Origin of the sequence: Bradyrhizobium sp. SZCCHNGR1005, assembly GCF_032489995.1 — a bacterium.
In the GTDB taxonomy this organism is placed as follows: domain Bacteria; phylum Pseudomonadota; class Alphaproteobacteria; order Rhizobiales; family Xanthobacteraceae; genus Bradyrhizobium.
This window is the reverse complement of the sequence record NZ_JAUEZC010000020.1, coordinates 1-20,323: the sequence shown is the minus strand read 5'-3', so window position 1 is coordinate 20,323 and position 20,323 is coordinate 1. Positions and strand designations below refer to the sequence as shown.

Annotated in this window: 14 protein-coding genes and 1 pseudogene; 12 read left to right on the top strand and 3 right to left on the bottom strand. The window is 58.2% G+C overall.

Translation table 11 applies throughout. The annotated features are described in order from the left end of the window. Positions 1 to 856: pseudogene (locus tag QXZ85_RS33580) on the bottom strand (IS3 family transposase); the annotation flags it as partial. Positions 857 to 1,082: 226 nt separating this feature from the next. Between QXZ85_RS33580 and QXZ85_RS33575 the strand changes: the two are divergent. The 9 genes from QXZ85_RS33575 to QXZ85_RS33535 are packed head-to-tail and all read left to right on the top strand — an operon-like array spanning position 1,083 to position 10,131. Then, the gene (locus tag QXZ85_RS33575; protein WP_315728297.1) at positions 1,083 to 2,108 is read left to right on the top strand and encodes a hypothetical protein; all 1,026 of its coding nucleotides are present in this window, start codon (positions 1,083 to 1,085) and stop codon (positions 2,106 to 2,108) included. A 3-nt stretch (positions 2,109 to 2,111) separates the two neighbouring features. Beyond that, positions 2,112 to 3,668 (top strand): amino acid adenylation domain-containing protein, encoded by a 1,557-nt coding sequence (locus QXZ85_RS33570; protein WP_315728299.1) that lies wholly within the window; start codon positions 2,112 to 2,114, stop codon positions 3,666 to 3,668. Positions 3,669 to 3,670: 2 nt separating this feature from the next. Next, on the top strand, positions 3,671 to 3,958 hold the full coding sequence (locus tag QXZ85_RS33565; RefSeq protein WP_315728301.1) for a phosphopantetheine-binding protein: 288 nt from the start codon (positions 3,671 to 3,673) through the stop codon (positions 3,956 to 3,958). Then, positions 3,955 to 5,451, top strand: a complete 1,497-nt coding sequence (locus QXZ85_RS33560; RefSeq protein WP_315728303.1) for a class I adenylate-forming enzyme family protein — start codon at positions 3,955 to 3,957, stop codon at positions 5,449 to 5,451. Before QXZ85_RS33565 ends, QXZ85_RS33560 begins: the two co-directional genes overlap by 4 nt. Then, entirely contained in the window at positions 5,448 to 6,725 is a 1,278-nt protein-coding gene (locus QXZ85_RS33555) for a hypothetical protein (RefSeq protein ID WP_315728305.1), read from the top strand. The genes QXZ85_RS33560 and QXZ85_RS33555 overlap by 4 nt, the downstream gene beginning before the upstream one ends. Beyond that, positions 6,679 to 6,933 carry a phosphopantetheine-binding protein gene (locus QXZ85_RS33550; protein ID WP_315728307.1) on the top strand — a complete coding sequence of 85 codons (255 nt, stop codon included), beginning with the start codon at positions 6,679 to 6,681 and terminating at the stop codon, positions 6,931 to 6,933. The genes QXZ85_RS33555 and QXZ85_RS33550 overlap by 47 nt, the downstream gene beginning before the upstream one ends. A 10-nt stretch (positions 6,934 to 6,943) precedes the next feature. After that, positions 6,944 to 8,170 (top strand): acyl-CoA dehydrogenase family protein, encoded by a 1,227-nt coding sequence (locus QXZ85_RS33545; protein ID WP_315728309.1) that lies wholly within the window; start codon positions 6,944 to 6,946, stop codon positions 8,168 to 8,170. After that, complete coding sequence (locus QXZ85_RS33540) at positions 8,154 to 9,374, top strand: acyl-CoA dehydrogenase (protein WP_315728311.1); 1,221 nt, start codon at positions 8,154 to 8,156, stop codon at positions 9,372 to 9,374. Before QXZ85_RS33545 ends, QXZ85_RS33540 begins: the two co-directional genes overlap by 17 nt. Next, the gene (locus QXZ85_RS33535) at positions 9,364 to 10,131 is read left to right on the top strand and encodes a 4'-phosphopantetheinyl transferase family protein (RefSeq protein WP_315728313.1); all 768 of its coding nucleotides are present in this window, start codon (positions 9,364 to 9,366) and stop codon (positions 10,129 to 10,131) included. Before QXZ85_RS33540 ends, QXZ85_RS33535 begins: the two co-directional genes overlap by 11 nt. 53 nt (positions 10,132 to 10,184) lie before the next feature. Here QXZ85_RS33535 and QXZ85_RS33530 read toward each other — a convergent pair whose 3' ends face one another. After that, a complete protein-coding gene (locus tag QXZ85_RS33530) occupies positions 10,185 to 10,952 on the bottom strand; it encodes a thioesterase II family protein (protein ID WP_315728315.1) in 768 nt (255 codons plus the stop codon). 268 nt (positions 10,953 to 11,220) lie between these two features. Here QXZ85_RS33530 and QXZ85_RS33525 point away from each other — a divergent pair, with 268 nt between their 5' ends. Beyond that, entirely contained in the window at positions 11,221 to 12,153 is a 933-nt protein-coding gene (locus QXZ85_RS33525; protein ID WP_315728317.1) for an alpha/beta fold hydrolase, read from the top strand. A gap of 121 nt (positions 12,154 to 12,274) precedes the next feature. Here QXZ85_RS33525 and QXZ85_RS33520 read toward each other — a convergent pair whose 3' ends face one another. After that, on the bottom strand, positions 12,275 to 13,084 hold the full coding sequence (locus tag QXZ85_RS33520; protein WP_315728319.1) for a response regulator transcription factor: 810 nt from the start codon (positions 13,082 to 13,084) through the stop codon (positions 12,275 to 12,277). 350 nt (positions 13,085 to 13,434) lie between these two features. Between QXZ85_RS33520 and QXZ85_RS33515 the strand changes: the two genes are divergently transcribed. Together QXZ85_RS33515 and QXZ85_RS33510 are read left to right on the top strand one after the other, a co-directional pair. Beyond that, complete coding sequence (locus QXZ85_RS33515) at positions 13,435 to 18,945, top strand: non-ribosomal peptide synthetase (RefSeq protein ID WP_315728321.1); 5,511 nt, start codon at positions 13,435 to 13,437, stop codon at positions 18,943 to 18,945. Next, positions 18,945 to 20,323: polyketide synthase (locus QXZ85_RS33510; protein ID WP_315728323.1), on the top strand; the 1,379-nt coding region annotated here is incomplete at its 3' end. The genes QXZ85_RS33515 and QXZ85_RS33510, both read left to right, overlap by 1 nt.

The window sequence follows — 20,323 nt, the reverse complement described above, 5'->3', positions numbered from 1 at the left end:
TTGTCCTTGCACCAGGCCAGCATCGCGTTGCAGGTGAACTCGGTGCCGTTGTCCGAGACGATCGAACCCGGCTTGCCGCGCCGGGTGACGATCGAGGTCAGCTCCCGTGCCACCCGCCGGCCCGAGATCGAGGTGTCGGCGATCGCGCCCAGGCATTCCTTGGTCACGTCATCGACGATGTTGAGGATGCGGAAGCGTCGCCCATTGGCGAACTGGTCCGACACGAAGTCCAGAGACCAGCGTGCATTCGGCCTAGCCTCCACCAGGATCGGCACCCGGACCCCACAGGCCTTGCGGCGGGCGCGACGCTTGCGCACGGCAAGCCCTTCCTCTCGATAGAGCCGGTGGATGCGGTTGATGCCGGACGGCTCGCCCTCCCGCCGCAGCAGGACGAACAGCCGCCGGTAGCCGAACCGCCGGCGCTCATTGGCCAGTTCGCGCAAGCGGACCCGAAGCTCGGCATCAGGCGGCCGGCGCGACCGGTAGCGGATCATCGACCGGTCCGCCCCGACAATCGAACAGGCCCGCCGTTCCGACAGGCCCAGTTCGGCCTGCAGGTGCGCCGCTGCGGCGCGCTTGGCGGCAGGCCCTACCATTTTTTTGAGAGCAGCTCCCGCAGCGCTGCCGCATCCAGCATCTGCTCGGCCAACAGCTTCTTCAGCTTGGCGTTCTCGTCCTCCAGCGCTTTGAGCCGCTTCGCCTCGGACACATCCATGCCCCCGAACTTGGCCTTCCAATTATAGAACGTCGCCTCCGAGATCCCGTGCTTGCGGGCCAGGTCCGCCGTCTTCGCCCCAGCCTCGTGCTCCTTCAGCACCGCTATGATCTGCTCTTCCGTGAACCGCTTCCGCTTCATCTGTCCGTCCTTCGTCAGGGCGGACTCTAACTCGGTCTGGAGGAATTTCTTAGGGGCAGGTCACACGCAGCAAAAGTGCATTCTTCCAAGCTACTTGTGACAAGTGTCCCGTTCGGTGCAGTACCAACGCCTCTTGTGCCGTGGCTGACTAGCCAGCATCGTTAGATCAAACAAGTCTATCTGACTACCAAATCGACTGGGTCTCGCCCCCTACCGGATTGGAACGATGCTGTACCCAAATTCGAGTACCCGTGGAAACCGCCTGAGCTGGGATCGAGTCGATGTCGACGCGCTGGATTGCGTCGCCGTGAACATTGCAGTTCTACTAGAATCGGTGGGGGTTCATGACATTCGCACTCCCTTTGCCGCCGAGTGGCACTTTTCATTTGAACCGCAACGAACTGAAGCTCAACTGCTACTCGGTCGCTCGCCGCTTCAAGATCTAGTCGCGCGGTATACGCGTTTTACGATCAGGGAAAATCATCTGTCTGATGATGACGGGCTGTCAGCGGATCTTGCCCGCCTGGCCGACGAAGGGCCGACGCTTCTCTTCGGGAATGCATATCACATGCCATGGCTCCCATATGCGAATAACCAACATATGGAGCACTCGGTCATCCTTACTGCGGTCGACGACCAAAGCGCCGATATCGTCGATGCTTATTCCATTCGTACGGAGTGGGGCGAGGCCCGGCCGACGGCGACCTCGGTTCCTGCCGATTGCCTTGTCGAGAGCATCAGCAGCCTGAACTCTGCTCGTCGTAAAATCGCGTGGTCTATTCAGAAGGGTTCAGAAAGGCTCGGTCAGAGTGTTGACCGGGTCTTATACGCGAACGTCGAAAATATCCTACAAGAGCTCGACGCAAAGCATGCGATGCGAACTTTTGCCACCTATTATGCGGATAATGCGAAAAATCCGGATATTCTAGGACGATTCGCGCTTGACTGCTGGCTCATCACACGCGCTCGGCAAATTCATGCCCGTTGGCTCGCTGATTTGGCGCAGAAATCGTCTGGACTAACTTCAGCAACTGTAGCCGAAGCTTTCGAGAATGCCGTCGTCCGCCCGTGGCGAACGGCGAGCGAATTTGCGTACATTGCATTCCGGCGTGCGAAGGATGGCCGTTCTCCGCCCGATACGTCGTTCAAGCTGATAGTGAACCAGATCGAGCCTGCTGAAATCGATATGGCGAAGTTGATCAGCAAAGAACTTCCCAAGCAATCTTTCGTCACCAATTTCGGCGTGGCATAACGTATGCTTATTCACGAGAACATCGTTGCGGCGGCTTCGCGCGACCCAGATCGCCTGGCAATCGTCGATGGCGACTATAAGCTGAGCTACGCGCAGCTTTTGGCATGGGCAACGCGGTTGGCGAAATTATTCTCGCGTGTCTTGCCGCGCGGGAGCCGTGTTGCACTCAACCTTGAAAAGTCGCCGGCAGCAATTGCTGCGATGTTGGGAACGCTGCTGGCCGGCTATGCATATATTCCAATCGATCCGGCGACCCCGATGCAGCGCCGTCGATTCATGCTGCGCGATTCCGGAGCATCGGCGCTTGTCGTGGACGCCTTCACTAGGACAGAGTGGGAGCGGGAAACAACGGCTGCGGCTGGACTGGCGCTGATGGTCGATCCAGATGCCGATGCAGAAATCATTGAGCGTTCCGAAGCCGCAAGTGTCACCCGCTCCTCCGCGGAGATCGAGGGAAACGGCATCCAGCCATCTGACCTCGCATATGTCTTGTATACTTCCGGGTCAACCGGCGAACCGAAAGGCGTCATGATCACTCACGAGAATGCCGCAGCCTTCGTGGGATGGGCGTTGGATTGTTTCGACATAAATCCGACAGACCGCATCGCGGTCCATGCTCCGCTCCACTTTGATCTGCCGGTCCTCGATATTTATGCGGGGCTCGCACGCGGCGCCTGTCTGTTTCTTGTACGACCGGATGTTGCTCGTTTTCCCGAAGGACTCGTGCGCTTTCTCCGCGAGCAAAAAATATCGGTTCTCTACGCAGTACCTTCAGCACTGACCGCACTAGTATCGCGCAGTACGTTATCGCGCGGGGGGATACCTTCTTTGCGCTTGCTTCTCTACGCGGGCGAGGAATTTCAGGCAAATCCACTATCGCGTTTGATGTCATCCGTTCCTCAGGCCCGTGTTTTCAATCTATATGGACCCATCGAGACCAATGTAATTGCCGCGCACGAACTGCCGCGGCCGCCTTTGGCCGGTGAGCGAATTCCTATTGGGCATGCCGTTCCAGGCACGAAAATCGTCATCAGTGATACAAACGGGTTGGCTATTACCGACGCGGATGTGCAGGGAGAAATCGTCGCCAGTGGACCTAGCGTATCGCCGGGATATCTCAATCGCCCGGATCTCACGCAGCAGAGCCGGGCTATCGTCTACCAGGACGGTCAGCAACTTGCTGGGTATCGCACGGGCGACTTCGGATACTGGGATGTTGATGGCCAACTTCGCTTCGTGGGTCGCCGCGACGGAACGGTCAAGACACGCGGCTTTCGTGTCGATCTGGGCGACGTAGAGGCCGTCATTTCAGCCTGTCCGAGGGTCGCCGAGGCTGCGGTGATTGCCGTGCCGCATCCCGAATATACAACGCAGCTCCTGGGATTTGTCGTTCCGCCCCCCGGACTAACGATCGAGGAGTCGACCCTTGTGGCGTGGTGTCGCGAGCGCCTGCCACCGTACATGATCCCCGAAAAATTTGCAGTTCGCGAGATTCTTCCGAAGACAAGTACGGGAAAGATCGCCCGCCGGGCGCTCGCTCCTGAAAGTGAGCAAGGTTAGCCATGAATTCGGATTGCCGCGACGAAATCCTGGATGAAGTGATCGGCATTTTGCGACGGATATTGCGCGATCCGGACATCGACTTGTCATCAGCGACGGAACTCAAGCAGATCAGCAGCTTCGATTCCCCGGCGCTGTTCCGGTTGATTAGCGAAATCGAGCATGCGTCAGGTGTTGAACTTGATCCTGAGTATATCGTTCCGGAGACGTTTGCGACGCCAGCCCGAATTGCCCAGATATTCGCGCAGCAACTCAAAACGTCGGGCAACGCTATGATGAGCAGCCTATGACCGGAACGCAATTTCTTCACTCGCTGCTTGACCAAGTTGCGTCGCTCTCGCCTCAACGACCGGCGATAAGAACTGACACAACAGAAATGTCATATGGCGAATTGAGTAGTCAGACATGCCGCGCCGCGTCCTGGCTTTCAACGGCCGGCATATGCCGCGGCGACCGGGTGCTGATCGTTCTGCCAAACGGGCTTCCGCTGGTCACGTTGATCGTGGCCGCTTCACGAATTGGCGCCATTTTTTGCGTCGTCAATCCGAGCGTAAAGACGGTCCAACTGCGCCACATATTGGAGGATGCTCAGCCCTCGATCGTATTGACGACTGTGGCCAAAGCGGACGAACTGGCTGAGAACTCCCGATGTCCCGTCTTTGACGTTGAGGCTGTCTGGCCGGATATTCTGGGCGCACCTGTTCTGTGCCAGAGCGCTGCAGCCATAAGCCAGGACATCGCATGCCTTATCTATACCTCGGGTAGCACGGCGCTGCCCAAGGCCGTAGTTTCGACGCATCGCAACATTCTGTTTGCAACAGCTGCTATCCAAAATCGCCTGGGGCTTCGTCAAACTGACGTCATTGCCACCGTCATTCCTTTGTCGTTTGACTACGGTCTCTATCAATTCTTTCTGACGCTGCACGCGGGAGCAACCATCGCGCTTGGAAATGCTACGGAGGCCGGCCCGCAGCTCTTGCCCGCATTGCGGCGATGGAACGCCACGGTCCTGCCTATCGTCCCATCGCTTGGGCTTTCGCTCACGGAACTGGTGCGCCGCGATAGGAAAAATCTGCCGCCGCTCCGAATGATAACCAACACCGGCGCGAAACTGCATGCCAGCACAATTACTCGCCTGCAGAACTTGTTTCCCGATGCCCAAATCTTCGTGATGTTCGGGCTCACCGAATGCAAGCGGACCTCGATACTCGATCCGTCGGATTACGCCCGCAAGCCAGACTCTGTCGGGCGGCCTCTTCCCGATACCGAGTGCCTGATCATAGGCCCGGATGGAAAGGTTTTGCCGGCCGGTGAGATTGGTGAACTCGTGGTCCGGGGACCGCACGTAATGAGCGGTTACTGGCGGGCCCCGGAACTGACGGCCAATCGATTCAGGAGATGGGGATCAGGTTCGGAATACGCCCTCTTCACCGGGGATAGCTGCCACATCGATGCCGACGGCTATTTGTATTTCCACGGAAGAAACGACGACATCTACAAGCAGAGTGGATTTCGCGTCAGTGCTATCGAGGTAGAGGCGGCTGCGTACGCAGTGGATGGCGTTGAGCACGCTGCTTTGCTGCCTCCAAAGGATGATGAAGCCGCCACACTAATAGTGTCCGGATTGATTTCGGAGACGAGCGTCCTGATCGGCCTGCAAAAGCGATTGGAAGATTTCAAGATTCCTTCGCGTATTCTGGTCGCGCCAAACATGCCGCTGTCGGTAAATGGAAAAATCGACAAGCATGAGCTCCGGCGTAGCGTGATGGAATCCGCATCATGACCCCAACAGACATCGTCGATCGTTTCGCAAGCCCCGCCTATGTTTATCAACTGGAAGCCGTGCGCGCGTCGCACGCTGCGCTCAGTCGCGCCCTCCCTCGACCGAGTGGCCTATACTACTCGCTCAAGGCAAATCCGCATCCGATGGTGGTTGCCGAATTGCTCCGGCTTGGATGCCTGGCCGAGGTTTCATCCTTGGGAGAGTTGAAGCAGGCGCTGAAGGCGGGAGCCCAGCCGTCCTCATGCATGTTTACCGGGCCCGGAAAGACCGAGCTCGATCTGCGCGAAGCGTTCCGCTGTGGATGCCGTCGCTTTTCGGTCGATTCCCCCTGGGATCTCGAAAAAGTCGAACGTCATGCGCGGGCGGTAGGAGTCCGCGCCGATGTACTCTTGCGCATTAACCCGGATTTGTGCGTGCCCGGGATGGGCTTGGCGATGTGCGGAACTCCGTCGCAATTTGGCGCAGATATGCGCTGGATCCTCGACGAGCCGCAAGCATTCAGCCGCGGTCCGTTCGTCGATTTTCTCGGATTCCATTTTTACATGGGAACGAATCTGTCCGCACCGGAGACGATTGTTCACGCAACGAAGGTCGCGCTCGAAGCAGCTTCTGAACTCGCGGGTCGTGGTTTCATCCCGAAGGTGCTCGATTTGGGCGGTGGCTTTGGCCATCCATTTGCCAAATCAGGAAATCGACCGGACTTCTCTGCACTGCGTGCGCCGATCGAAGCGCTGCTTGATCAAATGTTTCCGCAATGGCGGATTGGCTCGCCCATGGTGATGTTCGAGTCGGGCCGCTATCTCGTGGCGTCTTCCGGGCGTCTATTGACTACTGTGCAGGACGTAAAGACCAGCAAGGGAGTGTCCTTTGCTGTTCTCGATGCGGGGATCAATCACCTTGGCGGCATGGCTGGGCTTCGTCGTGTCGCGAACGTGGGCGTTCAGCTCAATCAGAATTCAACACGGGATCCCGAAACGGAAACCGAGATGGATCTTGTTGGGCCGTTGTGTACCCCGCTCGACTTTCTCGCCAGAAGGACGGTGATGCCAAAACCGTCGCGCGGAGACGTCCTGGAGATATTAAACGTAGGCGCCTACGGGCTGACGGCAAGTTTGATTGCGTTCTTGGGCCACGACACTCCGACAGAGATTGTTTTGGACGGGGACAACGTTGTGGACGTGTCTCGCCTAACCATTCGTCGGCAAACAACCCTCAGAGGAGAATTCGATGACACTCGAAATGACACTGGCAGAATTGGTGAGGCGGCGTCTTAAATACCTGCAGAGGGAGGCCGTGTTGGATCCCAACGTGTTGTTGAAGGACTATGGACTCGACTCTGCGGCCGCCATCGATCTCCTGCTGGACCTCGAAGACACCTTTGGGGTCATGATGCCCGACGAGTATTTGACCAGCGAGACCTTTGCGACCCTCAATTCTCTCCAGAGCGCCGTATTGCCTCTGGTTCCGGCTGAAGCGCGATAGGAGCCGCCCCATGGATCAGCTTTTGAGTGCGGCCAGAAACGAGTCGGATTGGGTGCCCAATGCAGCGGAGCTTCAGCTGCTTGCGCGCAAACTTCGCGACGAGCTGGAGTCGCATGCGACAGAAGTAGATGAAAATGGAATATTTCCGCAGAAGGGACTTGACGAAATAAGAAAGTGCGGACTGATGGGCTTGGTTGTGGAGCAACGATATGGGGGGATCGGCGCTTCTTTTTCAACCATGGCGGAGGTGACACAAACTCTTGCCGAGGGATGCACGTCGACTGCTATGATTTGGGCGATGCATTGCCAACAAGTCGCAACAATCGCGGACTACGCCGAGCGCTCCCTTTGCAAGAGCCTCCTTCCCCGAATTTCGTCGGGCGAGCTCTATATCGCATCGGTTACTTCGGAACGGGATAAGGGTGGGGAGTTGCTGACGGCGTTGGCACCGCTTCATCGGATAGGCAATGAGGCCAAGATACATCGTGATGCGCCCGTGGTAACCGGTGGCGCCAATGCCGATGCGTTTCTCATCACCATGCGTGCCAATCCCGACGCAAATCCGTCGGATGTGGTGCTCGTCTTCGCCGAGCGGTCGCAGGTCAAAGTTGAGACGCGTAGTGCGTGGCGTTCGATGGGGATGCGAGGAACGCAGAGCGGAGGATTGGTTCTCGAGGGGCAAGTGCCTGCAAATCACATCATCCGACACGCCAAGGACTTCAAACATATAGCCGTAAGCACGATGGTTCCGGTCGGTCATATCGCCTGGGCGGCTGCCTGGATCGGGAGCGCGCGTGGCGCCTTCCGGCGATTGTTGACGCTACTGCGCGATCCAGCGCGCCGAAAGGCATTTCCTGTTCATTCCGATCTCTTCGGCGAACGTCTGGCAGAGATTCGCCTGCAACTGGACGCCGCGAGCGCCTTGCTGCACCAGGTTTCGGCGACCTACGATAGAATGCGCACTGAGGAGGGGATCGATAGCAATGCGTTTGCAAGTCCCTGGTTCAATCTTCAAATCAACAATCTCAAAATCGCGGCGTCGGAACTTGCTTTTTCCACTGTCGACCGCATGGTCCAACTGGCGGGCCTACGGCACGGTTATCTTGCCGGATCTGAAATTGCTCTCGATCGCGTCTTTCGGGATCTACGCTCCGCGGCGTTGATGTACGCGAACGACCGATTGCGTGTCGTAAACGGCAAGCTGACTCTCCTGGACCTCGATGTCCGTCTCGCTTGATTTTGCGCAAGCGCGCCCAGCCGCCGACGGGGATTTGTCGAAAGGCGCCTCGGACCAGGCCGCGCTGCGTTCATTTCTGGCCGAGATTCTCTCCCCGGAAATTGTCTCGGCGAGCAATCATGCCGATGAACCGCGACGAGACCTCGTCTCTGCGATTGGCCAGCGAGGCTTCCTGGCCAATTGCTTTGAACGCCAGGCTGCACACGAACCGCTGAGGATGAAGTTCTCCCAACTGGAGTTCTTCATAAGTCAGCTTGCGCTAACGAAGCATTGGGGTCTGACGCTTTCTTCAGCGCTTCACGTTGGTGTCTTTCTTCCGATGCTATCGCGGTTGGCTCGTTCGGATCACCACCACGAGGTCGTCAAATCGGGCTTGAAAGGCGAACTTCTCGGCACCGTCGCAGCAACCGATAGCCAGTCCGCGGGGTCAGATTTCATGGGCATGGAGACGACCGCCACGTTTGAGGGCTCAATCGTGCGATTGCGAGGGGAGAAGACCTTCATTACCAGTGCAACGATGGCGGACGCTGCCATCGTGTTTGCAAGATGGCGACCCGGTCGCCATTTTGCAAACTATTGCGCGTTGCTAGTACCCACCAATCTTGCTGGTGTCTCACGTGAACCCATTGCGATGGCAGTGATGCAGGGCGCGGGCATCGGGCGCTTGCGGTTCGACGATGTCAAGCTTCCCAAGGATGCGGTTCTTGGCCGTCGCGAGTTTGGCATGCGCTACTTTCTGGAACACATTGCGACGGAGCGGCTGATTGGCGGCATCTGGGCGAGCGCCGTTGCGAAACATTCTTTGCGCTCCACGCACTCCTATTTGGCGACCCATAGGGTCGGCGAACAAGCGTTGTGGACGCGCGATGCAGTTCGGCAGCGCTTCGCGAGCGCGGTGGTCGAATATGTACAGTTGCGAGCACTGGTGGACGAGACGATCCGAAACGCAGACATCACAGGCGTTGTTGATCCGTTACGCGCGACGTCAATCAAGGCTGCGGTTCCAGGAGTGATGGAACGCATCGCTGGTACCTGTCTCCAACTCCGTGGTGCACGAGGTCTCTTGGCCGACAGTGACTCGCTTCGTTCCCTGATTGAATTGCGAGCCTTTGGAATAGGAGGAGGGAGCACGGAGACAATGCTCGAGGTCGTAGCCGATTTGTGGACGTCTTCAAGCATGGTCGAGCAGATTGATGGCAGCTAACCCGGCGACGTTTCCCGGCCGACGCACCCTCACCGAGTTGGTCCAGGAGACTGTAGTTCTTTGCGTGCTCCCGTACCGGGAGAAAAACGTCGCTGACAAGGCGACAATTCTTCTGTCAGCACTGAGCCCCGAGGAAAAGGCTCGTTGCCTAAGCATGAGATCGGCGGTGCGACGCCATGAATTTATCCTCGGCCGGGCACTGGCCCGCCTGATCTTATCTACTGTATTTTGCGTCCCATTGCCGGTTGCTCCCCTGAGCATCTCCGCTCGGGGAAGGCCGTATGTTGCAGGTCACAATCCGATTGCGCTGGATGTCAACCTATCGCATAGCCAAAGCCACTTATTGGTTGGCGCCACGTGCCTCGGTCAATTGGGCGTCGACATTCAAGGAACGCTCCCCGATTGGGAAACAATGGCCAAGCGCTTCCTCAATGCCGAGGAATTCGAACGTCTCGTTGCTCTCCCGGAAGAAATGCGTAGCGCAACCATGACTCGCGCCTGGGCCATAAAGGAGGCGTGGAGCAAAGCGCTGGGCTTGGGGCTTGCTGTTTCACTTCGACGGCTCAACACTGGCCTCCAATCCGAGGGTAGGCTGGGTGACGTCTCCTGGTGCGCGCTGGATGAATTGGGGCGACTATCGGCAGCTACAGCAGTTGCTTCGCGCATGGGGGAATCGAAAGCGCGAATAAATCATGCGTTCATTCGGACGACTGTTGACCATCTGGCCGAGTTTGTTGCGTCGAAGACTCTTCGATGAATCGAGGGCAGAATTGGCTCCACAATCGCACCCATCGATCGGGGCGAACTGTGTCAAGAAGGCCTGGAACTGTCGTTCGCTAGTTCACCCAGGTCGTCCATTATGGCGTGAAGGAGCTGCGGGCGGATCGCGTCGGGGAAAAAGTGTCCCCCCTCAAACATGCGCAGATGGAAGTCCGAACTGGTGTGCTTCTGCCATGCTTCGAGCATCGAATCTGGAAGGGTTGCATCGCGGTTGCCGCCATAGGCAGCAATCGGAATCGCGAGCGCCGGCTCCTCGCGATAGCAATAAGTGTCCATCAGTTGCACATCGGAACGGACAATGCGCAAAAAGAAGGAAAGTACGTCCGGGTCGGCGCGTACAAGTGCCGGGATTTCTCCATACCTGCTGGTGAGCTTAGCCAAGAACTCGCGATCGTCTAGTTGGTAGATCAAAGGCAATGGTGGACATTGCGGAGCACGATGTCCCGAGACGAACAGATGAACAGGAAGCGGCTTTCCCCGCCTGCGAAGCTCGCGTGTGAATTCGAACGCCGTCAAGGCCCCAATGCTGTGCCCATAAATAGCAAAGGCACCATGAATCTGGCTGCTATCAATTGCTTCGACCAGTTTCTGGGCGAGTTCGGACATTGCCTCGATCCGGGGCTCGCGAAGTCGGCTTTCGCGTCCTGGAAGATGTACCGCACACACCTCAATTGCGGCCGGCAAGTCGCGAGTCCACTGATTGAACATCGAGGGTCCTCTCCCTGCATGCGGAAAGCATACGAGCCGGAGTTTTGGGTTTAAGCGCGGTGCAAGCCGAAAAATCCACGGAGTGTTCATGATGAGCGATCCTCGTTGCGCCTTGCAAGTTGGCGTAAGACACAGGTGCCGGTCAAGCGACGAAAGGCAACCACCACGAGTTAGACTCAAATGTTGAGTGATATGCGTGATCGGGGCGGATGGTGGCGCGCACCTCGAAGAGGCGAACTCGGGCGGATGATTTCGGCCCTATTTTCTTGACCGGCTTCGACAAAGGTGCGTCGCTCAGACTAGTATGTTTCAGAGAAGTGGACTCGCTCGAAACCGGCGACAGAGGCTGATGCGATAGGTGAAGGACAATAGCCCACAAATCGTTGAATACAGCACACGGGACGGTGCGCGCGCTTCGTTGCGCCTGTTCCTCGCTGACGATCCCAATGCGCCCGTGATAATATGCGTGCCTGCCATGGGGGTCCGGGGGCGCTACTATTCGGCTTTCGCTCAAATGTTGCGCGGGAGCGGGTTCCATGTGCTGACCAGCGATCGGCGTGGCGTCGATAGTAGTTCGTTACGGGCATCGCGCAATTGCGATTTCGGCTACCGAGAGATCGTCGATTTCGATTTCCCGGCTCTGTTCGATGTCGCGCGGCAGCGCTTTCCCTCAAATGAAAGGCTCCTGCTTGGACATAGCCTAGGCGGTCAGCTAAGCGCGCTATATCTGAGCATCTGTCCAGATGCTGCAAGCGCGCTTATCCTCGTCGCCGCCGGCAACGTCTATTACAAAGGCTGGTCGGGATTGCGGCGCTGGCGCCTTCTCGGCAACATGGTTCGGCTTCGCGCGCTTGCGGCACTGCTCGGATATGTTCCTGCGCAAACGATCGGGTTTGCCAACGACGAGGCGCGCACCGTCGTAGTTGACTGGTCGAATAATTGTTTCACCGGACGCTACGTCGTCGCTAACAGCACGCGCGACTATGAAGTATCCCTGCAGCGACTGCGAAAGCCGGTGCTCGCCGTCTCGTTCGAACTAGACCAACTCGCGCCGCAAGGGTCTGTCGAGTCTCTTTTGGCCAAGCTCGCTTCATCGTCTATTACGCGTCGATATTTTGCCGCTGACGATGCGGCGATTGCACAAGCTGGTCATTTCGATTGGGTAAAGCGCGCGGGCGCGGTTGTAGAAGCAATCCGCAGCTGGGCCGACGCGACGCTATCGCCGGAAGCTGCTACAGGGGAATCCGTCGCAGGGGACGACCAACGAATCGGCACGGCCGAAGATTCGTGAACGTGCCTCTTCCGGTCTATAGGCGGGCAGGAAGTTTTGCTGGTCAGGCTATGGCGCCGGTCGCGAGCAACGCCCGTTGAATCCCCCTACGCCATGGTCGTTTGACTTGGGGGTAGCGCGGTCACCCTGAGCGGGTGTGTTTGGCCGACAAATCGGGTATCGCGTCGGGACGCTTGAACCCGACCGCTGCGGTGTCTGGCTTGTTATGTCCTGTGCGTTTGTCGGACTCGGACCGCCGTTGTTCGATGCCATGGCGGATCGCGTAGGCGGCAACCTGCGTGCGTGTCTGCAAATTCAACTTGGTCAAGATTTGGCTGACATAGTTGCGCACCGTCTTCGCCGACAGGTCTAGACGGGAAGCAATCTCGCGATTTGGATGGCCTTCGGCAAGCAGCGCGACAATCCGCGTTTCCTGCTGGGTGAGATCGACGAGAGCGCTCCGATCCAGGGGTACGGTTTCCGAACGGATACGTCGGAGCACCGTCGGGGTTACACCGTTGTCCAGGACCATGTGACCCTGAATCGCAGCATCGACTGCGCGGAGAAGCATCTGTCCATCGCCTTGCTTCAGGATGTAGGCGCTCGCTCCGCCCGCCAGCGCTGCGATGACGTGCCGCTCCTCGGCCGAGGCGCTGTAAACCACGATGCGCGAGCACGGCGCGGCTTCGAGTAGCCTACGAATCCATTCAAAACCTTCGAGTGACCATCCGACCACGTCGGTTATTACGATTTCGGGCCGCGACACCTCGATACACGTAAGACCGGATCTGATGTCTCCATGTTCGGCGATCATCCGGAAATTCGCCTTGACTGCTAACAGCGACTTGATGCCTAGGCGGACGACCTGATGCGGATCGACAATAGCCAACGTATGATGTCGCGGGAGCGACGCGGCGACCAGTGGCTGCACTTCCTCGAACCTGCCATCCATCGATTCCTCACCGCTAGGCTGTTTTGTTGAGATTTAGCCCGTTTCGCGAGCATCCCCATAATTGCGGCGGAAAACCGCCGCGGCAACCGGAATCTGCTCGCGCAAATTGAAAAGAATATTATACTCTTGTGACGATTGTCCCTGGTGGGAAGGACAAATGGCTGTCTCGAACGCCAGCAGGCACGTGCCCGTTCGCATTGGTAAAACAGCTGGAGGGCAATGACCGAGCGCAGCCGTTGTATAAGACGTCTGCATTTCTCAAGGAATAATGTCCCCACCTCACCATGATCCTTGGCCCTTCTCGACGGTGCAGCTTCGCAGTTTGATGCGACGCGAACTTCGGAGAGGCTATGTCAACCAAGACAAGAAAGAGCGGTGCTTCACCGGTGCCTGACGGCGTGACTGTGGAAGCAGGCCAAGTGGCCGAGCATGGTGCAATTGCGATTGTTGGGATGAGCGGCCGTTTTCCGCGCGCCAATACACTGCGACAATATTGGGAGAACCTCCGAGACGGCGTAGACTGTGTCACGGAGATCCCGTTCGAGCGTTGGGATTACCGCAACTACTTTGATGCCGAGAGAGGAAAGCCGGGCAAGGTTTTTACGAAGTGGGGCGGGTTCATCGAAGGCGTTGACGAATTCGACCCACTCTTCTTCAATATCTCGCCACGCGATGCAGCGGCTGTGGACCCGCGGGCGCGGCTGCTTTTAGAAGTTGTCTGGACGCTCTTGGAAGACATTGGTTGCACGAGGGAATCGCTGCAACAGGATTACCAAAGCAGAGTGGGCGTCTATGTTGGGGCCTCCGGAGCCGATATTGCTTCGATTGCCAATCGAATTTCCTATTTTCTTGATCTAGAGGGGCCAAGCGCAGCGATCGACACAATGTGTTCATCGTCAGCAATGGCGGTTCACTTGGCTTGTCAGGCTCTGCGACAGGGCGAGTGCGAGCTGGCGATTGTAGCGGGGGCGAACCTCTCGGTAGATCCCGAGCGGTACATTGCTCTGAACCAGCTGCAAATGACTGCCAGCCATCCTGATAGTAGGAGCTTCGGCGATGGGGATGGATTTCTGCTTGCCGAAGGCGTGGGCGCCGTGCTGCTCAAGCCGCTCGCCAAAGCTGTCGAGCATGGAGATCAAATTCAGGCAGTGATCAGGGGGACGGCCACCAAACACAGTGGTCGAAGCTTTGATTATTGGGTTCCGAACCCTAGCCTTCAGGCCAAGGTGGTGAATGAGTGTCTGCAGCGCGCCAGGATTGATGCGCGCACAATCAGCTATGTCGAAGCGGCGGCCACCGGCTCGGCACTAACTGACGCAGTTGAAGTGATGGCTTTGCGACAGGTGTTCGGCCGAGCAGTTTCAGCGAAGCCGTTCTGTGCGCTTGGTTCGGTGCAGTCGAACATTGGTCACCCTGAAGGCGCTGCGGCGATGGCGCAGTTGATCAAGGTGGTGCTGCAGTTGCAGCACCAAGAACTGGTGCCGTCGATCAAGGCTGAGCCCTTGAACCCGAAGCTGCGTTTGGAACGAACGCCATTTGTGCTCCAACGCGATCTTGCCGATTGGCACAAACCGACTCTGACGATTGAAGGGAAGACGCAGGAGGTGCCGCGCCGCGCACTGATCAATTCATTCGGCGCGGGCGGAACGTACGTCAGTTTGGTGGTCGAGGAGTACCTAGCGGCGTCGCCGAAGGTAATCTCAAGCTCGACTAATCAAGATGGGCCGCAGTTGTGCATTTTCTCGGCGAAGAACGTAGATCGATTGCAGGCCATGGCCGGGCGGATGCGGCTGTGGCTGGAGCAGCAAGACGCGATCGACCTCTCTGATCTGGCGTACACGTTGCAAGTGGGGCGAGAGGCGATGGATGCGCGCCTCGCGTTTGTGGTTCGTAATCGAGAGGAATTGCTTTCTGGCCTCGCCGCATATCTGGCGGCCTCGTCGGAGAATGGCGAAGCAGCGAAAGCGCTACCGTACTATTTGGGATATGTGGACGGCACTGGCTCTCAGTCCAATCGACTCTCTTCTGGAGGGCTAGGCTCATCGCCTGTCCAGGCGTTGGTGGCTGCGCGAGATCTCGAGCGGCTGGCTCTGCTTTGGACGAAGGGCGGAAAGGTGCCGTGGCGGACCCTCCACGATCGCGACAGCCGTCGGATCCTGACTCTGCCGAATTATCCGTTTGTCAGACACAGGTATCCAAAACAGATGCGCAAGGTGGACGAACAAGCGGCCGTGTCCGCTGTGAAGATTCCGGCCTTGCAGATCTCTCCGGAACAGGGCGTGGACACGCCGATGAAGGAGCGGGTGCGGACATCCATCACGAGAATTTTGTCCGATGTCCTCGAGATACCCTCTGAGCTGATCAGATCCAGCGCGCCCATGCGTGACTACGGGATGGGCTCATTGCTTGGAATGAAGCTTTTGCGCCAACTGGAAGCTGCCTTCAATGTCAGAGTAACCGGCCGCGAGCTGCTGAAGCACGCGACCATCGATGCGCTTGCCGGATTGGTCGTGAAACGACTGAATGACTCCGTCACGACAGACGTCGTCCCCGACTTCACGCGATCGCGTGACATTGGAGTCGGGAAGCCATCATTGGGTGCGCTATCGGAAGGCCAGAAAGGTTTGTGGTGGTTGCAGGAGGCGGCGCCGCAATCGACCGGTTATCACATTCCCTTATGCTTGCGATTGACGCGACCGGTCAGAGCACCCTTGTTGAAGCAGGCCATATCGGCGCTGTTGGATCAGCAGCCCTTGCTGGCATGTGTCGTTCGTGAAGAAGGGGGGCACTTCTACCTGACGAAGCAACCGAGCGAGCGGGTCACGCTTGTACAGGAGAATTTCGCAGCGTTAACTGATGATGCAGTCGTACCTCATCTTAGACAGATCGTTAAGGCGTCCTTCTCGCTCAAGGACGGACCGCTGATCCGGATACACCTTATCGAAAGTGGTCCAGCCGAACAGATCTTGTTGATCGTGGTCCATCACATTCTGGCTGACGGCAAGTCCAGCCAACTGCTCTTGCAGGCGCTATTTGCAACGTATGACGCGCTGGCTGCCGGCAAGTCCCCGATCATTGAAGTTCCCCAGTCAAGCTATGCTGATTTCGTCACCTGGGAGAAGGCGCTGCTTGCCAGCAAACGAGGCCAAGAGCATTTGCTGTATTGGCGGGAGCAGCTTTCTGGTCCGCTACCAGTGTTGGAACTGCCCACTGACCATCCACGATACGAGTCCAGCCACAATCACGGGCAGACCTATATCCGTCCGCTTGCCGCAGACCTGGAAGCGCGTCTGCTCGCGTTTTCTGATTCCCATTCCGTCAGCGCTGCTGTTGTCCTGCTGAGCATTTACCAGCTCTTGCTATCCCGGTACGCCGGACAGGAGGACATTGTCGTTGGCGTGCCGACGATGGGGCGACCTGAAGAGCGCTTCGAAAAGCTTATCGGTCACTTTGTGAACATGATAGCGATACGAAGCCGCCTCAAGGGCGATGATTGCTTTTCCGACCTTATGAGAACGGTGCAGGTCACGCTGGTCGACGGTCTCGATCATGCCGAGTACCCGTTCCCGGCATTGGTCCGCGAGCTGAATGTTCCGCGCAGTGAGCGAACTCCGATCTTTCAGGTCGCGTTCATGTATCAGGACGAGAGCATCTTGCGGCTCGACGCGGGCTTCCCGGCGGATGGTCCGTTGGCAACGGCACAAATGATTCCTGGGGTGAATCAGGAAGGCGAATACGAACTCGTGCTGGAGGTATGCCAACGGTCCGCCGGGCATGTGCTGAACTTCAAGTACGATCCGGAATTGTTCGAGGGTGCGACAGTGGCACGCATGGCCGATCACTTTGTCGGTTTGCTCGAGCGCGTCCTCGAAGACCCGCAGCAACCGCTCGGCGCGTATCCGCTGCTTACGCGCGCAGAACGCCAGACTGTTCTTATCGATTGGAACAAGACAGAAGCCGACTATGCAAAAGATCAGTGCGTCCATCAGCTCCTTGAGCAACAAGCCCGACATACCCCCGATGCCATAGCTGTAAGCTTCGCGGAGCGTTCGCTGAGCTATGGCGAGTTGAACCGCCGCTCGAACCAGCTGGCGCATCATCTCCGCAACCTCGGGGTCGCCCCTGATGTGGTGGTTGGACTGTGCATCGATCGATCGATCGAAATGGTGGTGGCGGTGCTCGGGATCTTGAAAGCGGGCGGCGCGTATCTGCCGCTGGATCCTTCGTATCCGGCGGCGCGGCTCGAATTCATGTTGGCGGACTCCGGGGCATCGGTACTGATCACTGAAAGCGCTCTTGGTGGCTGGGTAGGAAATCTTTTTGGCAAGGTCGTGCTGCTCGACGCGGATAAGGAAGCGATAGAGCAGCGCTCGGCTGCCTCGGTGCCGCGGCCGGCGACGGCGGAAGACCTTGCATACACCATCTATACATCCGGTTCGACTGGCAAGCCGAAGGGCGTCGCGGTCCCTCATCGCGGATTGACCAACATCGTTTCGCATTTTGCCCGTGAAGTGGAAGTCGTCGCGAGCGATACCCTATTGGCAGTCTCGCCGCTCTCGTTCGATATTGCCAGCCTGGAGCTCTTCCTGCCACTGACGCAGGGCGCGACGCTCCGGCTGTTGACGCGAGAGCAGACGCGCGATGGCGAGGAGCTTGTACGAGAGGTTCGGCACGCGACGCTGATGCAAGCGACGCCTGCCACGTGGCACTTACTCTTGGAAGCCGGGTGGGAAGGAAATCCGAATCTCCGAGCGCTGTGCGGCGGAGAGGCTCTGTCGTGGAAGTTGGCGACGAAGCTTGCGCAAAGCACGAATCGGGCATGGAATTGCTACGGTCCCACCGAAACGACGATTTGGTCGTCGACTTGGCTCATCGACATCGAGCGAGGTGCGGTGAGCATTGGTCGGGGCGCGTCGAACACGCAACTCTATGTCCTCGACGCGAAATTGCAACCTGTACCGGTCGGTATCCCGGGAGAACTCTTCATAGGAGGAGACGGGGTGACGCGAGGGTATATGGGACGGCCCGAACTCACGCGCGAGCGCTTCATTGCGAATCCATTCACGAAAGCCGCGAACGGACGGCTTTATCGCACGGGAGACCTGGTGCGATGGAGCGCGGACGGAAACCTGGAGTTTCTGGAGAGAGTGGACTCGCAGGTCAAGGTGCGCGGTTTCCGCATTGAGCTCGGCGAGATTGAGGCGATGTTGACGACCCATCCGGCGGTGAGCCGATGTGCCGTGATTGCTCGTACCGAGAAGGAGGGCGATTCGCAGCTGGTGGCATATTACGTGGCTACCGGCAATGCAGCGGGCGTGGAAGAACTCCGGCAACACCTACGATTGTCTCTGCCCGAGCACATGGTTCCTGTCGCGTTTGTGACGCTGCCGGATTTGCCTCTCTCGTCGAGCGGCAAGGTGGACCGAAAGGCTCTTGCCGCTTGCGCCGTGCCGCAGCTTGAAGAGCCGCGATTAAAGCCGCGGGACGGGTTGGAGCAAGCACTCGCGGAAATATGGAAAGAAGTCCTGGGCGTTGATGCTGTCGATGCCAGTCGGACATTTTTCGAGCATGGCGGCAATTCCTTGAAGATACTGCGTGTCCAGCAACGCATTCGAGCCAAGCTTGAGATGAACGTCGCCGCAGTGGACCTCTTCAAATATCCGACAATCGAAAGCCTCGCGGACTATCTCAGGCAGGGAAACCAACCTGTCGAGCGCATGATGGTCGCCGAGGTGTCGCGCAAAACGGATGAGGAGGAGCTGTTGAATCGCATTCGACAGATCGACGGTCTCTCCTCAGCAGAGTTGGAACGTGAGCTGACTGAAAATCTGAAACAAGTGCTTGCCGAGGAGGCCGTGTAATGAGCTGGCAACGTGACGCTCTGGTCGCCATCGAAAAATTGAAGGTCCGTGCTCGGCAGGTCGAATACGAACAAAATGAGCCGATCGCGATTGTAGGGATGGCTTGTCGGCTGCCGGGAAGCGAGTGTCCAGACAGATTGTGGCGCGCGCTCGATGATGGCAGCGATCCGATCGCGAGTGTCCCGTGGGAAGGGCCTGCGATGTCCTGCGGTCTCGTCGACACGATTACGGAGTTTGACGCGGGCTTTTTCCGGGTATCGCCAGGAGAGGCGCAGCGAATGGATCCGCGACAGCGGCTGCTGCTGGAGGTGACCTGGGAAGCGCTGGAGCACGCGGGGATTTCGGCGCAATCGCTCGAAGAGGAACGAGTCGGCGTTTACGTCGGAGCGTCCGGCAACGGTTACGCCGCGCATTTGTATCGGTCTGATGTCGAGGCGGACGGCTACGATGTGACAGGCTCGCTCGCCAGCGTGATCGCCGGCAGGGTGAGCTATTTTCTGGGGCTTCGTGGCCCGGCGATGACGATCGATACGGCGTGCTCGTCGTCTCTAGTGGCGGTGCATGTCGCGATGAAGGCGTTGCGCGCGCGCGAGTGCGCGGTGGCGCTCGCAGGCGGCGTGGCTGCGGTGCCTCGAATGTCGCGAGAGACGGAATCGTGGCTCGCGCTAAGCCATTTCAGCAAACACGGGAGGTGCCGACCGTTCGATGCGTCAGCGGACGGCATCGTGAGCAGTGACGGCTGCGGCATGGTGGTGCTCAAGCGATTGAGCACGGCGAAACAGGATGGTGATCGCATTTTGGCGGTGATCCGAGGCAGTGCGATCAATCACGACGGACGGACACAGGGACTGACAGTGCCGAGCGGGCTTGCTCAAGAAGACCTCATTCGTCGCGCGCTCGAGGAGGCGCGGGTTCGTCCCAAGGAGGTTGGGTACGTCGAGTGTCACGGGACCGGGACGGTGCTTGGAGATCCGATTGAGGTTCAGGCGCTCGGATCTGTTCTGTCAGAAGGCCGAGAGGCGGACCGGCCGGTGATCGTCGGCTCGGTCAAGAGCAATCTAGGGCATACCGATGCGGCGGCCGGGGTTGCGGGCCTGATCAAAGTGGTGTTGTCGCTGCAGCACGGTCGGATTCCGAAGAACCTGCACTTCGAGGCGCCCAACCCGCACATCGCCTGGGATGAGTTGCCCGTGAAGGTCGCGTCCGAGGCTGTGCCGTGGGTTCGCAACGGCGTGGCCCGGATAGCAGGGGTGAGTAGCTTTGGCATTTCGGGCACCAACGCGCATGTCGTGGTGGAGGAAGCGCCTGCTGCCGCCGAGACCGCGTTGTCGGCGGCGAAGCGCTCTTGTGAGCTTTTGGTATTGTCGGCGAAGAGCGG

What these genes read in the sequence shown, in the direction of transcription:
- QXZ85_RS33570 (WP_315728299.1), top strand. Translation starts at nt 2,112, where the DNA reads ATGCTTATTCACGAGAACATCGTTGCGGCGGCTTCGCGCGACCCAGAT.
- QXZ85_RS33515 (WP_315728321.1), top strand. Translation starts at nt 13,435, where the DNA reads ATGTCAACCAAGACAAGAAAGAGCGGTGCTTCACCGGTGCCTGACGGC.
- QXZ85_RS33575 (WP_315728297.1), top strand. Translation starts at nt 1,083, where the DNA reads ATGCTGTACCCAAATTCGAGTACCCGTGGAAACCGCCTGAGCTGGGAT.
- QXZ85_RS33535 (WP_315728313.1), top strand. Translation starts at nt 9,364, where the DNA reads ATGGCAGCTAACCCGGCGACGTTTCCCGGCCGACGCACCCTCACCGAG.
- QXZ85_RS33565 (WP_315728301.1), top strand. Translation starts at nt 3,671, where the DNA reads ATGAATTCGGATTGCCGCGACGAAATCCTGGATGAAGTGATCGGCATT.
- QXZ85_RS33540 (WP_315728311.1), top strand. Translation starts at nt 8,154, where the DNA reads ATGTCCGTCTCGCTTGATTTTGCGCAAGCGCGCCCAGCCGCCGACGGG.
- QXZ85_RS33560 (WP_315728303.1), top strand. Translation starts at nt 3,955, where the DNA reads ATGACCGGAACGCAATTTCTTCACTCGCTGCTTGACCAAGTTGCGTCG.
- QXZ85_RS33545 (WP_315728309.1), top strand. Translation starts at nt 6,944, where the DNA reads ATGGATCAGCTTTTGAGTGCGGCCAGAAACGAGTCGGATTGGGTGCCC.
- QXZ85_RS33530 (WP_315728315.1), bottom strand. Translation starts at nt 10,952, where the DNA reads ATGAACACTCCGTGGATTTTTCGGCTTGCACCGCGCTTAAACCCAAAA.
- QXZ85_RS33555 (WP_315728305.1), top strand. Translation starts at nt 5,448, where the DNA reads ATGACCCCAACAGACATCGTCGATCGTTTCGCAAGCCCCGCCTATGTT.
- QXZ85_RS33550 (WP_315728307.1), top strand. Translation starts at nt 6,679, where the DNA reads ATGACACTCGAAATGACACTGGCAGAATTGGTGAGGCGGCGTCTTAAA.
- QXZ85_RS33520 (WP_315728319.1), bottom strand. Translation starts at nt 13,084, where the DNA reads ATGGATGGCAGGTTCGAGGAAGTGCAGCCACTGGTCGCCGCGTCGCTC.